This window comes from Streptomyces sp. Sge12 (assembly GCF_002080455.1).
Lineage (GTDB): Bacteria > Actinomycetota > Actinomycetes > Streptomycetales > Streptomycetaceae > Streptomyces.
The window spans coordinates 6325745-6339660 of sequence record NZ_CP020555.1 but is presented as its reverse complement, the minus strand read 5'-3'; the positions used below and the strand labels follow the sequence as shown (position 1 = coordinate 6339660).

General features: G+C 73.5%; 10 protein-coding genes and 5 tRNA genes. 6 read left to right on the top strand and 9 right to left on the bottom strand.

Annotated features, from left to right (window positions below; genetic code table 11):
- Positions 1-49: 49 nt before the first annotated feature.
- Together B6R96_RS28510 and B6R96_RS28505 are read right to left on the bottom strand one after the other, a co-directional pair.
- Positions 50-871 carry an aminotransferase class IV gene (locus tag B6R96_RS28510; RefSeq protein WP_081524018.1) on the bottom strand — a complete coding sequence of 274 codons (822 nt, stop codon included), beginning with the start codon at positions 869-871 and terminating at the stop codon, positions 50-52.
- The gene (locus B6R96_RS28505; protein WP_159396375.1) at positions 868-1950 is read right to left on the bottom strand and encodes a chorismate-binding protein; all 1083 of its coding nucleotides are present in this window, start codon (positions 1948-1950) and stop codon (positions 868-870) included. Before B6R96_RS28505 ends, B6R96_RS28510 begins: the two co-directional genes overlap by 4 nt.
- Before the next feature lie 180 nt (positions 1951-2130).
- Here B6R96_RS28505 and B6R96_RS28500 point away from each other — a divergent pair.
- From B6R96_RS28500 to B6R96_RS28480, 5 genes are all read left to right on the top strand, one after another.
- Positions 2131-2203 (top strand) — tRNA-Gly (locus tag B6R96_RS28500).
- Positions 2204-2242: 39 nt separating this feature from the next.
- Positions 2243-2316, top strand: a tRNA-Cys gene (locus B6R96_RS28495).
- A 1-nt stretch (position 2317) separates the two neighbouring features.
- Positions 2318-2389 (top strand) — tRNA-Val (locus B6R96_RS28490).
- 19 nt (positions 2390-2408) lie between these two features.
- Positions 2409-2480: transfer RNA gene (locus B6R96_RS28485), tRNA-Val, on the top strand.
- Between the two features lie 42 nt (positions 2481-2522).
- Positions 2523-2597: transfer RNA gene (locus B6R96_RS28480), tRNA-Val, on the top strand.
- Between the two features lie 243 nt (positions 2598-2840).
- Here B6R96_RS28480 and B6R96_RS28475 read toward each other — a convergent pair.
- Positions 2841-3026: a hypothetical protein gene (locus B6R96_RS28475; RefSeq protein WP_030387161.1), complete on the bottom strand. Its 186-nt coding sequence runs from the start codon at positions 3024-3026 to the stop codon at positions 2841-2843.
- Positions 3027-3577: 551 nt separating this feature from the next.
- On the opposite strand from B6R96_RS28475, the gene B6R96_RS28470 reads away from it, so the two are divergent.
- On the top strand, positions 3578-4792 hold the full coding sequence (locus tag B6R96_RS28470; protein ID WP_081525302.1) for a serine/threonine-protein kinase: 1215 nt from the start codon (positions 3578-3580) through the stop codon (positions 4790-4792).
- A 7-nt stretch (positions 4793-4799) separates the two neighbouring features.
- Here the strand turns inward: B6R96_RS28470 and B6R96_RS28465 are convergent, their stop codons facing one another.
- From B6R96_RS28465 to B6R96_RS28440, 6 genes are all read right to left on the bottom strand, one after another.
- Positions 4800-5618 carry a TrmH family RNA methyltransferase gene (locus B6R96_RS28465; RefSeq protein WP_081524016.1) on the bottom strand — a complete coding sequence of 273 codons (819 nt, stop codon included), beginning with the start codon at positions 5616-5618 and terminating at the stop codon, positions 4800-4802.
- 42 nt (positions 5619-5660) lie between these two features.
- Positions 5661-6896, bottom strand: coding sequence for a uroporphyrinogen-III C-methyltransferase (gene cobA, locus B6R96_RS28460; RefSeq protein WP_030387158.1), 1236 nt, complete (start codon positions 6894-6896; stop codon positions 5661-5663).
- 434 nt (positions 6897-7330) lie between these two features.
- Positions 7331-10474 carry a nicotinate-nucleotide--dimethylbenzimidazole phosphoribosyltransferase gene (gene cobT / locus B6R96_RS28455; protein WP_081524015.1) on the bottom strand — a complete coding sequence of 1048 codons (3144 nt, stop codon included), beginning with the start codon at positions 10472-10474 and terminating at the stop codon, positions 7331-7333.
- A gap of 274 nt (positions 10475-10748) precedes the next feature.
- Positions 10749-11948: a precorrin-6y C5,15-methyltransferase (decarboxylating) subunit CbiE gene (gene cbiE, locus B6R96_RS28450; RefSeq protein ID WP_053704351.1), complete on the bottom strand. Its 1200-nt coding sequence runs from the start codon at positions 11946-11948 to the stop codon at positions 10749-10751.
- An 80-nt stretch (positions 11949-12028) separates the two neighbouring features.
- Positions 12029-12727 (bottom strand): GNAT family N-acetyltransferase, encoded by a 699-nt coding sequence (locus B6R96_RS28445; RefSeq protein WP_053704354.1) that lies wholly within the window; start codon positions 12725-12727, stop codon positions 12029-12031.
- A 236-nt stretch (positions 12728-12963) separates the two neighbouring features.
- Entirely contained in the window at positions 12964-13827 is an 864-nt protein-coding gene (locus B6R96_RS28440) for a MetQ/NlpA family ABC transporter substrate-binding protein (RefSeq protein ID WP_030387154.1), read from the bottom strand.
- Between the last annotated feature and the right edge of the window lie 89 nt (positions 13828-13916).

Here is a 13916-nt window from a genome sequence, read left to right as displayed (position 1 = left end):
CTACCCGTCCCGCGGCCGCCGCGACAGTCCTCCTGCCCGCGGACGCCCGCTACGGATCGATGTCCGCTGCCGCCTTCACCTCGAAGATCCGCATCACCTCGGCGGTGACCGGTCCGGGTGCGGTCCCCAGCTCGCGGTCGTCGATCCGCAGCACCGCCTGGGCGTCGCGCAGCGAGGAGGTCACGAAGATCTCCTCGGCCTGCGCCAGCGCCTCGAAGGGCAGGTCGGTCTCCTTGGCGCCGGCCCAGTCGATGATCAGGGCCCGGGTGATGCCGGCCAGGCAGCCGGAGGCCAGCGGCGGGGTGTGCAGTTCCCCGTCGAGGACGACGAAGACGTTGGAGCCGGTGCCCTCGCAGAGCCGGCCGAGGGTGTTGGCGAGGAGCGCCTCGGAGGCACCGGCCCGGTGGGCGGCGGCGAGGGCGACCACGTTCTCGGCGTAGGAGGTGGTCTTCAGCCCGGCGACGGCCGAGCGTTCGTTGCGGACCCAGGGCACGGTGACGACGGCGGTGGTGTCGGGGCGGCGGGCGGATTCCGCGACGGCGGCGATCAGGGTGGTGCCGGCGTCCCCACGGTCGGAGCCGAGCGGGGAGACCCCGCCGGTGTAGGTGAGGCGCAGTCGGCCGTGTTCGACCGGCTCGGCCTCCAGTACGGCGGCGCAGGCGCGGCGGACCTCGTCGAGGTCGGGGTCCGGCAGGCCCAGGCCCCGGGCCGAGCGGGTGAGCCGTTCGAGGTGGCGGGTGAGCGCGAAGGCGCGACCGCGCTCCGCCTTCAGCGTCTCGAAGACGCCGTCGCCCACGGTCAGGCCGTGGTCGAGGACGGACACCTTCGCGCTGCCCACCTCGGTCAGCTCTCCGTCGAGCCAGATTCTCATGGTGCGGTCCTTCCGATCGTGCCGTTCGCCCCCTGGGTACCGCTGGTCTCGCGGCCCGCGGCCACCCGCAGCAGGCGGGCGGCCTTGAGCTCGGTCTCCGCCCACTCGCGGTCGGGGTCGGAGCCCCAGGTGATGCCGGCGCCGGTGCCGAAGAGCAGGCGGGGGCCGCCGGGGGTCTCGCGGTCGATCCAGAAGGTGCGGATGCCGACGGCGAGCTCGGCGGTGCCCCGGTCCGCGTCGACCCAGCCGATGCCCCCGCAGTAGGGGCCGCGCGGGGCGGTCTCCAGGGCCTCGATGATCCGCAGGGCGGAGGACTTGGGCGCACCCGTGACGGATCCGGGCGGGAAGGTGGCGGCGAGCAGCTCGGGCCAGCCGGCGCCGTCGGCGAGCTCGCCGCTGACGACGGAGACGAGGTGCACCAGCCCCGGGTGCTCCTCGACGGCACACAACTCGGGGACGGCGACGGAGCCCGTCGCGCAGACCCGGCCGAGGTCGTTGCGCACGAGGTCCACGATCATCACGTTCTCGGCGTGGTCCTTGGGGAGCAGGTCCTCCACGGTCCGGCCGGTGCCCTTGATGGGGCCGGACTCGATGTGGCGGCCGGACCGGCGCAGGTACAGCTCGGGGGAGGCGGTGGCGATCTCGACCCCGTACGCGGCCAGGCGAATCGTTCCTGCGAAGGGGGCCGGGTTGCCGCGCGCGAGGAGCGCGGTGAGCGCGTCGACGTCGGCGCGCTCCGGGTGGGGCAGCGGCGCGGACATCACCCGGCAGAGGTTGGCCTGGTAGACCTCACCTGCGGCAATGTGTTCGCGGACCCGCCGTACGCCGGCCACGTACGCGGCGCGGTCCAGCGAGGAGGTCCACCGGTCGGGGTCGGGTCCGCGCCAGGCCCCGGGGACGGGCGCGGGCACGGGCTCGCGGCGTACGTCGCCGAAGCGCGCGCAGACGAGCCGCCCTTCGAAGTCGGCGGACACCGCCCAGAAGCCGGTGGAGTCGAGGGCGGCGGGATCGCTGGTGACGTCGCGGAGATCGGTCGCGAGGAGGCCGCCGAAGCGGGCCATGGGGGGCAGGTCGTGCACGGCTGCGAGTCTATGACCGGTGACGACGCGGCGCCGGTGCGGTGACGGCGGGGTGACCAGTGGTGATCGAGCGGCAGCACGCTGCGGAAACGCGTTTTTGAGCTGGCCCGGGAATCCGCTAGAGTTCAACACGTCGCCAGGGAGCGAAGGGGGAGAACCCCGGAGCGAACACGGTGACCTGCGGACGTAGCTCAGTTGGTAGAGCACCACCTTGCCAAGGTGGATGTCGCGAGTTCGAGTCTCGTCGTCCGCTCGAAGTGGGGGATCTTCCCGAGAACCCCTGCAGCTCCATGGTGGAGTGGCCGAGAGGCGAGGCAACGGCCTGCAAAGCCGTCTACACGGGTTCAAATCCCGTCTCCACCTCCAAGGACGATTAGCTCAGCGGGAGAGCGCTTCCCTGACACGGAAGAGGTCACTGGTTCAATCCCAGTATCGTCCACTGGTCCGCAAGGATCCCCGCGCGATTAGCTCAGCGGGAGAGCGCTTCCCTGACACGGAAGAGGTCACTGGTTCAATCCCAGTATCGCGCACGCAGTATCTGTACGACCTGCGGCTTTCGAGCCGTGGAGCCCGCGCGATTAGCTCAGCGGGAGAGCGCTTCCCTGACACGGAAGAGGTCACTGGTTCAATCCCAGTATCGCGCACCATTCGAAAGCCCCGGCCGTTCTCACGGTCGGGGCTTTCACGTTACCCCGCACGGGTGGGTTCGGTGTGACACAGGCCTGGGGGCCGGCATGCGGGAAGGCCTGAAAAAGGGTGCTGCCCGTCCGACTCCCCAGTCGTACGGGCAGCACCCTTCACCTGCCGTCCGTCCGTCTCTCCCCCGTCCCCACGGGGTTCGACAGGCCGATGTCCCGGTCCGGGCCGCTCTCCCGGACCCGGGGCGCCGCTCAGCGCCCCAGCATCAGACCCACGGACGACGCCTGTGCCGCCAGCTGATCGAATCCTCCGAAGAGGAAGAGCAGCAGGGCGGCCAAGGGGAGCACCATGGCCGCGGCCACCAGTGGATGGCGGGTGCCGGACTCGTGGCCGTTGAACGCGAATGCCTTGCGCCCCTGCCGTGCGATGTCCGCCATGGCCCTCTCCCTGTCGTCTGGCAGCGGCGGGCTCGTGACCTCGGGGGACGAGTGCGCCACCCGCCGCTTGTCTTCAACACTAGGCGGGCGGGCGGCCCCTGGCCTCATGCCCTCGTACCCATTGCCGGGCCTCCAGGAGGATGACGGGGCCTGCCCCGTGTACTCCCCTGGGTGGAGACCGCTCCCCCGCTGTGAGGGTCATCCCGGAGGGGATGACCGGAGGGTAGTGACTTCGCTCACTTGCGTCACTCCCTGTGGCCGCGTGTCCGACCACCGGCCGCCGGCAAGATCCACTCGACTGTGGGCCCCGTACGGGCCCGCCGGCGGGCGCCCGGACCGTCACCGCAGCGCCAATCCCCTTGACGCACAGGCCGCTTGGGGGTGCGCAGCACCCCGGACGCACCCCCGGACGGCCTCGCCGGGTCTCCCTCACGTGTGCTGTGCCGCACTGACAAGCGAATCCCCCGGCGAGGGCGCGGCCTCTGAGCACGCATGCCGGATGGTCCGTAAGCTGTGCCACGTCAACAGGACGACCGGTCAGCGGGGTGGACATGGCGATGATGCGGCTCCGGCGCGAGGACCCGCGTGTCGTCGGCTCGTTCAGACTGCACCGGCGGCTCGGCGCCGGCGGCATGGGCGTGGTCTACCTGGGATCGGACCGGCGCGGACAGCGCGTCGCCCTCAAGGTCATCCGGCCGGATCTGGCCGAGGACCAGGAGTTCCGCTCGCGGTTCGCCCGCGAGGTGTCCGCCGCCCGGCGGATCAGGGGCGGCTGCACGGCGCGCCTGGTGGCCGCGGACCTGGAGGCCGAGCGGCCCTGGTTCGCGACCCAGTACGTACCCGGCCCCTCGCTGCACGACAAGGTGGCCGAGGAAGGCCCCCTGACGGCCGCACAGATCGCCGCCGTGGGCGCCGCGCTCTCCGAGGGCCTGGTCGCCGTCCACGAGGCCGGAGTCGTCCACCGGGACCTCAAGCCCTCGAACATCCTGCTGTCGCCCAAGGGCCCCCGGATCATCGACTTCGGCATCGCCTGGGCCACCGGGGCCAGCACCCTCACCCATGTGGGTACGGCCGTCGGCTCCCCCGGCTTCCTCGCGCCCGAGCAGGTGCGCGGCGCCGCCGTCACCCCGGCCACCGACGTCTTCGCGCTCGGCGCCACCCTGGCCTACGCGGCCACCGCCGACTCCCCCTTCGGGCACGGCAGTTCCGAGGTCATGCTGTACCGCGTGGTGCACGAGGAGCCGCACCTCCAGGGCGTCCCGGACGCGCTGGCGCCCCTCGTACGGGCCTGCCTGGCCAAGGACCCCGAGGAGCGGCCCAGCACGCTCCAGCTGTCGATGCGGCTCAAGGAGATCGCGGCCCGCGAGGCGCAGGGGCTCTCCGACGGGCGCCCGCCGGCCCAGCGGGCCCGGGTCGAGCGGCCCACGGGACGGCTCCCCGAGGCCGAGCGGATCGGCGGCGCCGAGGAGTACCCCGGGCGGCGTACGGAACGCCGTACGGGCGGCTCCACCACGCCCCGCCCCCAGGGCGGGTCCCCGAGCGGTCCGCACTCGCGGCCCTCGTCCTCCCGCAACCCGCAGCACCCCGGCGGCCCGACCTCACGGCCGACCTCGGGCCGTACGGGCGGCCGCCCGGCCCCCAGGACCACGGGGACGGGACGGCGGCCCTCACGGCCGGACCCGAAGCTGATGCGGCAGCGGCTGATCGTGTTCGTCGTGGTCACGCTGATCGTCGCGCTGGGCATCGCGGCGGCCCAGAAGCTGTAGGGGTGTCCTACTGCGCGGCGCGGCCCTGGGCCACCGCGTAGAAGGCGACCGCGGCCGCGGCGCCCACGTTCAGCGAGTCCACCCCGTGGGCCATCGGGATCCGCACCCACTCGTCGGCGGCGACCAGTGCCTGCGTGGACAGGCCGTCGCCCTCGGCCCCGAGCATCAGCGCCACCCGCTCCAGGGACTGCGGCGCCGCCACGTCGATCGGCGTGGCCTTCTCGTGCGGAGTGAGGGCGAGCAGCTTGAAGCCCGCCTCGCGCACCCGGTCCAGGCTCTTGGGCCAGGCTTCCAGACGGGCGTAGGGGACGGAGAACACCGCGCCCATGGAGACCTTCACCGAGCGGCGGTAGAGCGGGTCCGCACAGTCCGGCGACAGCAGCACCGCGTCCATGCCGAGGGCGGCGGCGCTGCGGAAGATCGCACCGATGTTGGTGTGGTCGTTGACCGCTTCCATGACGACCACCCGGCGGGTCGTGGCGAGCAGTTCCTCGGCCGTGGGAAGCGGCTTGCGCTGCATGGAGGCCAGGGCGCCGCGGTGCACGTGGTAGCCGGTGACCCGTTCGGCGAGCTCGGGGCTCACCGCGTAGACCGGTGCCGGGAGTTCGTCGATGACGTCGCGCATGACGTCGACCCACTTGGCGGAGAGCAGCATCGAGCGCATCTCGTACCCGGCGTCCTTGGCGCGTCTGATGACCTTCTCGCCCTCGGCGATGAAGAGGCCCTCCGCGGGCTCGCGCCGGCGCCGGAGTTCGACGTCGGTCAGGCCCGTGTAGTCGGCGAGGCGCGGGTCGTCGGGGTCGTTGATGGTGATGAGATCAGCCACAGGGTGATACTGCCTTGTCCTGGGTACGGTGCCAACGGCCTGTCAGGCGCTGGTGGTGGGAACGTCCGTGGTTCCGACGCGGACGACCTCGCCGATGACGATGACGGCGGGCGGGCGGACCTCCTCGGCGCGCACCCTCTCCCCGACCGTGGCCAGGGTGGCGTCCACCCGGCGCTGGGTGGCGGTGGTGCCTTCCTGGATCACCGCGACGGGGGTCTGCGCGGGGCGGCCGTGGCGCACCAGCGCCTCGGCGATGAGGCCGATCTTGTCGACGCCCATGAGGATCACCAGGGTTCCGGTGAGCTTGGCGAGGGAGGCCCAGTCCACGAGCGAGCGCGGGTCGTCGGGGCCGACGTGGCCGCTGACCACGGTGAACTCGTGCGCCACGCCGCGGTGGGTGACGGGAATGCCGGCGGCGCCGGGCACCGAGATGGAGCTGGAGATGCCGGGGACGACGGTGCAGGAGATGCCGGCCTCGGCGAGGGCCTGGAGCTCCTCCATGCCGCGGCCGAAGACGTACGGGTCGCCGCCCTTGAGCCGGACCACGGCCTTGCCGGCCTTGGCGTGCTCGATCAGGGCGTTGTTGATGGCCTCCTGGGCCATGAACCGGCCGTACGGGATCTTCGCGGCGTCGATGACCTCGACGTGCGGGGGGAGTTCGTCGAGCAGGTCCCGGGGGCCGAGCCGGTCGGCGATGACCACATCGGCCTCGGCGAGCAGACGGCGGCCGCGCACGGTGATCAGGTCCGGGTCGCCCGGGCCGCCGCCGACGAGGGCGACGCCGGGGGTGGCCTTGTGCCGGTGCGCGGGAGCGGCGAGGGTGCCGTCGCGCAGGCCCTCGATCACGGCGTCGCGGACGGCGGCGGAGCGGCGCGGGTCGTTGCCGGTCAGCACGGCGACGGTGACGCCCTCGATGCGGCCGGTCGCCGGGGTCCACGCGGTGGCGGCGGAGGCGTCGTCGGCGCGGACGCACCAGACGCGCTCGCGCTCGGCCTCGGCGGAGGCCTGCTCGTTGACGTCACGGTGCTGCGTGGCGATCAGGGCGTACCAGGCGTCGGCGAGGTCCCCGTCCCGGTAGCGGCGGCGCTCCCAGCGGATCTCGCCGGTCTCGGCCATGGCGTCCACGGAGGGGGTGGCGGAGGGCGAGACGAGCAGGACGTCGGCGCCGGCCGCGACGAGCGCGGGGAGACGGCGCTGGGCGACCTGGCCACCGCCGATGACGACGACGCGGCGGCCGGCGAGGCGGAGGCCTACGGGGTAGGCGGGGGTGTCGGCCATGGCGGTGCGGCTCCTGGTGCGGCGGTCGTTCCGATGTGCCGCTGCGGCTCTGGAGCGGCGGTGTGCTGACGTGCGGCGATGTGGTGCGGGTCCACCATACGACTCGGGCCGTCCCGAGGCGCGGACGGGGCTGCGCCCTACCCCTGCGGGGTCGCTCGGCGGGTCCGGGCCCACCCCGCGCGGGCTTCCGGCCCGCGGGCCGGGGGCGGGGTGCTTCGCCTACGGCGGGCCTGCTCCGGGTCGGCCGGGGGCCTCGCGGTGGTGCGGTGCCCCTCCGGCAGGTCTCCTCGGCTCGCGAACCCCCCAGCCGGACCGGCCCGCCGCTCGGCGGTGGGTTCGCTCGGCCTGCGGGGACCTCCCGGAGTGTCCCCGCCCCACGGCACCGGGCGCGGGCCCGCCATCCCAGCCCCGCCGGCGGAGGCGCGGGGTGGGTCCTACTTCTCGGTGACGCCCGCCGAGTCGAAGGTGGCGACCTCGTGCATCGCGCGGGCCGCGCTCTGGACCAGCGGGAGGGCGAGCAGGGCGCCCGTGCCCTCGCCGAGGCGGAGGTCCAGGTCGACCAGCGGGCGCAGGCCCAGCTTGTTGAGCGCCGCGACATGGCCCGGCTCCGCGCTGCGGTGGCCCGCGATGCACGCCGACAGGGATTCGGGGGCGATGGCCCGGGCCACCAGGGCGGCGGCCCCGGCGCTGACGCCGTCCAGGATCACGGGGGTGCGCAGGGACGCTCCGCCGAGGAGGAGGCCCACGATGGCCGCGTGCTCCAGGCCGCCGATGGCCGCGAGGACGCCGATCGGGTCGGCCGGGTCGGGCTGGTGGAGCTCCAGGGCGCGGCGGACGACCTCGACCTTGCGGGCGTGCGTCTCGTCGTTGATGCCCGTGCCCCGACCGGTCACCTCGGCGGGGTCGACCCCGGTGAACACCGAGATCAGGGCCGCGGAGACGGTGGTGTTGGCGATGCCCATCTCGCCGGTGAGGAGGGCCTTGTTGCCGGCCGCGACCAGGTCGCGGGCCGTCTCGATGCCGACCTCGATGGCCGCGACGGCTTCCTCGCGGGTCATCGCCGGGCCGGTGGAGAGGTCGGCCGTACCGGGGCGGACCTTGCGGGGCAGGAGGCCGGGGGTCGCCGGGAGGTCCCCCGCGACGCCGACGTCGATCACGCAGACCTCGGCGCCCACCTGGTTGGCGAAGGCGTTGCAGACCGCTCCGCCGCCCAGGAAGTTGGCGACCATCTGCGTGGTGACCTCCTGCGGCCACGGGGTGACGCCCTGGGCGTGCACGCCGTGGTCACCGGCGAAGATCGCGACGGCGGCCGGCTCGGGGATCGGCGGCGGGCAGACCCGGGAGAGGCCGGCCAGCTGGGCGGAGATGATCTCCAGCATGCCCAGGGCGCCGGCGGGCTTGGTCATGCGCTTCTGCCGCTCCCAGGCCTCGCCGAGCGCCTTCGCGTCGAGCGGGCGGATGCTGGCGACGGTCTCCGAGAGCAGGTCGTGCGGCTCCTCGCCGGGCAGCGCGCGGCGACCGTAGGTCTCCTCGTGGACCACCCAGGAGAGCGGCCGGCGCTGCGACCAGCCGGCCTGGGCCAGCTCGGGCTCCTCGGGGAACTCGTCGACGTAGCCGATGCAGAGGTACGCGACGACCTCGAGGTGCTCGGGGAGGCCGAGCTCGCGGACCATCTCGCGCTCGTCGAAGAAGCTGACCCAGCCGACGCCGAGGCCTTCGGCGCGCGCGGCGAGCCAGAGGTTCTCGACGGCGAGGGCCGAGGAGTACGGGGCCATCTGCGGCTGGGTGTGCCGGCCGAGGGTGTGGCGCCCGCCCCGGGTGGGGTCGGCGGTGACGACGATGTTCACCGGGGTGTCGAGGATGGCCTCGATCTTGAGTTCCTTGAACTGCTTCGCCCGACCCTTGGGCAGCGACTTGGCGTAGGCCTCGCGCTGGCGCTGGGCGAGCTCGTGCATCGTCCGGCGGGTCTCGGCGGAGCGGATGACGACGAAGTCCCAGGGCTGCGAGTGGCCGACGCTGGGCGCGGTGTGGGCCGCCTCCAGGACGCGGAGCAGCACCTCGTGCGGGATCGGGTCGGTACGGAAGCCCTTGCGGATGTCACGGCGCTCGCGCATGACGCGCAGGACGGCCTCGCGCTCGGCGTCGGCATAACCGGGAGCCGCCTCGCCGACGGGCTCCGCCGCGGCGGGCTCGGGCTGGGCTGCCTCCTCGGGCCGGGCCGCTTCCTCGGGCCGGGGCTCCACGGCCACCGGCTCGGCCTGCGGTTCGACGGCCACCGGCTCGACCGCGACCGGCGCCACCACGACCGGCTCGGGCGCGGGCTCCGGTTCGGCCTCGGGCTGGACGGCCACGGGCTCGACGGCGAGGGGCTCCGGCTCGGGGACCGGCTCCGGCTGCACCGGCTCGGCCACGACGGCGGCGACCGGCTCGACGGGCGCGACCGGCTCGGGCTGGGGCTCCACGGCCTCCGGCTGGACGGCGACCGGCTCGACGGCGAGCGGCTCGGGCTGCGGCTCCGGCTCGACGGCGAGGGGCTCGGGCCCGACCGGCTCGGCCCCGGCGGCCGCCACCGGCTCCACGGGGGCCACCGGCTCCGGTGCGGGCTCCGGCTCGGCCTCGGGCCGGACGGCCAGCGGCTCCACGGCGATCGGCTCGGGCTGCGGCTCCGGCTCGACGGCGAGGGGCTCGGGCCGGACGGCCTCGGGCGCGGGCTCGACGGGCTGGACCGGCTGGACGGCTTCGGGCTGGACCTCTTCGGCCGCCACCGGCTCGGGCTGGCCCACCGTTTCTGCGGGGGCCGCCTCCGGCTCCGGCTCCACGGCGGCCCGGGCGGGCTCTGCCGCCGGATCCGGCGTCCACGGTGCGCCGGCCTGCGGCGGGATCTCGCCCGCGGCGGTTTCCGCGCGCGGGATGTCCAGGTACTCGGGCCCGGTGGTCGGGGGCCCCGCCTGGCGGAGCGGAACGGGCGCCGCCGGGGTGCTCACGGCGGCCGCCGGAGCGGCCGGGGCGGGAGCCGCGGCCGGGCCGCGGTCCGCGAGGGACCGTACGACCCCGCCGTTGGCCTCGGGTACGGGCGGGCCCATGTGCAGCGGGCGCCGGACGGGAGCCGCGGGGGCCACCGGGGCGACGGGGGCCGCGGGCGGCGGGACGACGAGGCCGCCGAGGTCGAGCGCGCCGGAGTCACGGCCGCCCGTCTCGTGCGCGCCCGCGCTGTAGCCGCCGTCGGGGAACACCGGCGGGGGGAAGTCGGTGTACGGGGCCGGTGCCGGGGCCTCGGGGAAGGAGGGCTCGGAGCCGTAGGACGGGTCCGTGTACATCGGCGGGCCGTCGAGGGGGGACGGGGCGGGGAAGACGGGGGCCGGCGGGACGACCTGCGGGTCGCTCCACGCGCCCTGGCCGCTCGGCATCAGCAGCAGTTCCTCGTCCTCCGGCTCGGCCGGATTGTCCATGAGGTCCTGGAAGGCGTAGCCAGCGGGGACCGGTGCAGGGATCTGGACCGGAGCGGGGACGCCCTGCTGATCCACCATGCCCGCGTTGTCCGGGTGACCCTCGCCCGGGACCTGGCCGGTGTCAGTCATGCTTACCCCTCGCCCATCGGTGTTGCCTCTTCGATCGCCCGGTCGCCCACGGGGCCGCCGAGCGGTTTTGCCTGCGGGGTTGCGGTGCGACGAGCTCGTCTCGCATACGCCGGCACGACAACCAGTAAGCATTGTCGCGCCCGTCGGCGATCGTGGCGGCCATAACCGTCACGGTCCTCTGTGGACTGCGCCACGTCGCGCGTCCAGGCGGTGTCGCGATGCCCGAATCGTCCGGGGCAGTACGACGATCGGCCAGCCTACCCCGGCCCTCGTCTCAGCGCGTGGCGGGGCGTTCCGCTGCCAGGAGGAACACCACGGAACGGTCCTGTTCGGCCCAGGTACGGGGGTCCAGGGCGACGGACTGGAGCAGCGCGCACTCGACGGCGTAACCGTGTTCGGTGAGTGCCCTGCCGATCGCCTCCGCCTCGTCGCGGGTGGAGGCGTGGCTGACGATCCGTTCGGGACGGCGTTCGGCGACGGCCGCGACGACGGGAGCGCCGCCTCCGCCGACCCGGACGACATCGGGCTCGGGCAGGTTCTCCAGTACGTGCGGTGCGCGCCCGGCGACGACCTGGACCTGCACTCCTCGCGTGCGCGCGGCGGCAGTTACGCGGTCGCAGGCGGCCGGGTCGGTGTCCACCGCGATGACGGCGGCGCCGAGGGCGGCCGCGTCCACGGCCACCCCGCCGGAGCCGGCGCCGATGTCCCAGACGAGGTCGCCGATGCGCGGGCCGAGGCGGGCCAGTTGAGCCGCGCGCAGCTGTGCGGACTCGCCCTCGCCCGCGTCCGGCCGGGGCCTCGCCCAGCCGCGGTCGGTGGACCGGGCGGCGCTCTGGCCGAACAGCCAGCCGGCGTCGGCGGGGGTCGGTCCCCCGCCGCCGATGACGATGACGACGTTCGGGTCGCGCCAGGTGTGGTCGGCGGCCTTGTCGGAGGTGAGGACGCTCACCTGTTCGCGGTCGGTGCCGAGTTCCTCGCAGACGACGAAGGTGCGGTGAACTCCTTCGAGGAGCAGTGCCAGTTCCGCGGGGCCGGCGCCGGGTGAGGTGAGCACGGCGACCTTGGCGTGGGCGCGGCAGACGTTGACGGCGCGGCGCAGGGTGCGCGGGTGGGCCACGACGATCTGGGCGTCGTCCCAGGGCATGCCGGCGCGGGCGAAGGCGGCGGCGACGGAGGAGACGGCCGGGACGACCTCGACCTCCAGGCCGTGCTCCGGGGCGCGCAGGGTGCGTACGACGCCGAAGAAGCCGGGGTCGCCGTCGGCGAGGACCACTGCCGTGCCGCGGTGGCCGGCGATGCGGCGTGCGGCGAGGCCGAGGCTGCCCAGCCGGACGCGTTCGGCGGTGGGCGGCACTTCGGGGAGGGCGAGGTGGTGGGCGGCGCCGGCCACGAGGGTGGCGGCGGAGAGCGCGGACCGGGCGCCCGCGGTCAGGGGCGAACCGTCCCAGCCGATCACCGTGACCCGGTCGGCCATCGTCGTCAGTCTCCTGGTCTGGGGTGGGGGGAAGCTTCGTCGGGCGGGCGCGGGCACGGTGAGACTACCCGGTCATCGGGTCACTTCCAGTCGGCGCCGACGGGGTAGCCGCTCGCGTCGGCCCGCTGCGGGAAGGCGGAGCCACGGGCGTATCCGTCGTAGCTGTCGAAGCTGTCGTACCCGTCGTATCCGTCGCCCTCGTCGAGGTCCTCGGGGACCAGGCTCCAGACGATGAGGTCGGTACGGATGTCGGTCCAGCCGCCGTCGGCCGTCTGGGTACGCACTATCCACGCGTTGCGCAGGACGCCCTCGCTGATGCAGCCGATCTTCTGCGCCACCTGCTGCGAGGCGGTGTTGTCGGCGGCGGTGCGCAGTTCGAGCCGCTCGAACCCCTGGTCGCGGAAGAGCCATTGGGCGACGGCGAGGACGGATTCGCTGGCGTAGCCCTCGCCGCGGGCCCAGGGGGCGGTGACGTAGCCGACCTCGGTGGCGCGGGTGCGCCAGTTGGTGTTCTGGAGGTGGACGACGCCGACGAGGCGCTGGGTGAGGAACTCGGTGACGGCGAGGACGATGCCGCGGCCCTCGGTGCGTTCGGCGTGGGAGCGGCGGGTGGCCCAGGCGTGCGCCTCGGCGGGGGTGTAGGGGTGGGGTGCGCCGGTCCAGGCGATCACGTGCTCGTCGTTCATCATCTCGGTGAGCGCGGTGACGTCCTCTTCCTCGAAGGGGCGCAGCACCAGCCGGTCCGTGCTGATGGTGACGTCCGGGAAGGTGGTAGTCATGCGCAGCTCCATGCCTGAGAACGTGGTGCGACCGTGTTGCGATGCGACCGCGGTACGGGACCGTTCGTGCGGGACCGTGCATGCGGGTCGTAGGCCACAGCATGCAGCATCGCCCCGGTGATGTGCAGGGCCGGGTTGCCCGGAAGCGGGCAGAGCTCGGCCCCGCGCGCCGTCAGGGGCGTGCGGGGCCGAGATTCATGACCGGTGGTGGTGGAATCGGCTCAGGAGGGCCTGGTTCAGGAGGCCGGGGTGCCGAAGGCCGGGATGACCGAGCCCTGGTACTTCTCCTCGATGAACTTCTTGACCTCGTCGGAGTTCAGGAGCTTGGCCAGCTTCTGGATCCGCGGGTCGTTCTGCTGGCCTTCCTTGACCGCGAGGAAGTTGGCGTAGGGGTTGCCCTCGGCCTTCTCCAGGACGAGCGCGTCCTTGGCGGGCGCCAGCTTGGCCTCCAGGGCGTAGTTGCCGTTGATGATCGCGGCGTCCACGTCGTTCAGGGCGCGCGGGACCGTGGCGGCCTCCAGCTCCTTGAACTCCAGGCCCTTCTTGTCGGTGATGTCGGACAGCTTGGCGCTGGTGCCGACACCCTCCTTGAGGGTGATCAGGTTGTTGGCGGCGAGCAGCTGGAGGGCGCGGCCCTCGTTGGTGGTGTCGTTGGGGACGGCGATGGTCTGGCCGGCCTTGATGTCACCGATGGCCTTGATCTTCTTGGAGTAGAGGCCGAGGGGCTCCAGGTGCACGTTCACGACGGGCACGACGTGCGTGTTGTTCTTCTTGTTGAAGTCGTCGAGGTACGGCTTGTGCTGGAAGTAGTTGCCGGCGACCTGGCCCTGCTCGGTGGCGGTGTTCGGCAGGACGTAGTCCGTGAACTCCTTGACCTCGAGCGTGAGGCCTTCCTTGGCCGCGAGCTTGTCCTTGACGAAGTTCAGGATGTCGGCGTGCGGGCTCGGGGAGGCCGCTATGACGAGGGGCTTGCTCTCGTCGGTCTTTCCGCCGTCCGTCTTGGCCGAGGACGGGTCCGAGGAGCTGCCGCAGGCGGTGAGGCCGAGGGCGAGCGCGGTGGCCGAGGCGGCGAGGGCGGTGAGCTTGATGTTCTTACGCACGAAGAGTGCCTTTCTTGCTGAACAAGTACCGGTGACTTGCTGGTGGTGGCCCAAGCACGACAAGTGCGGGCTCTATGAGGGGAGGGGGA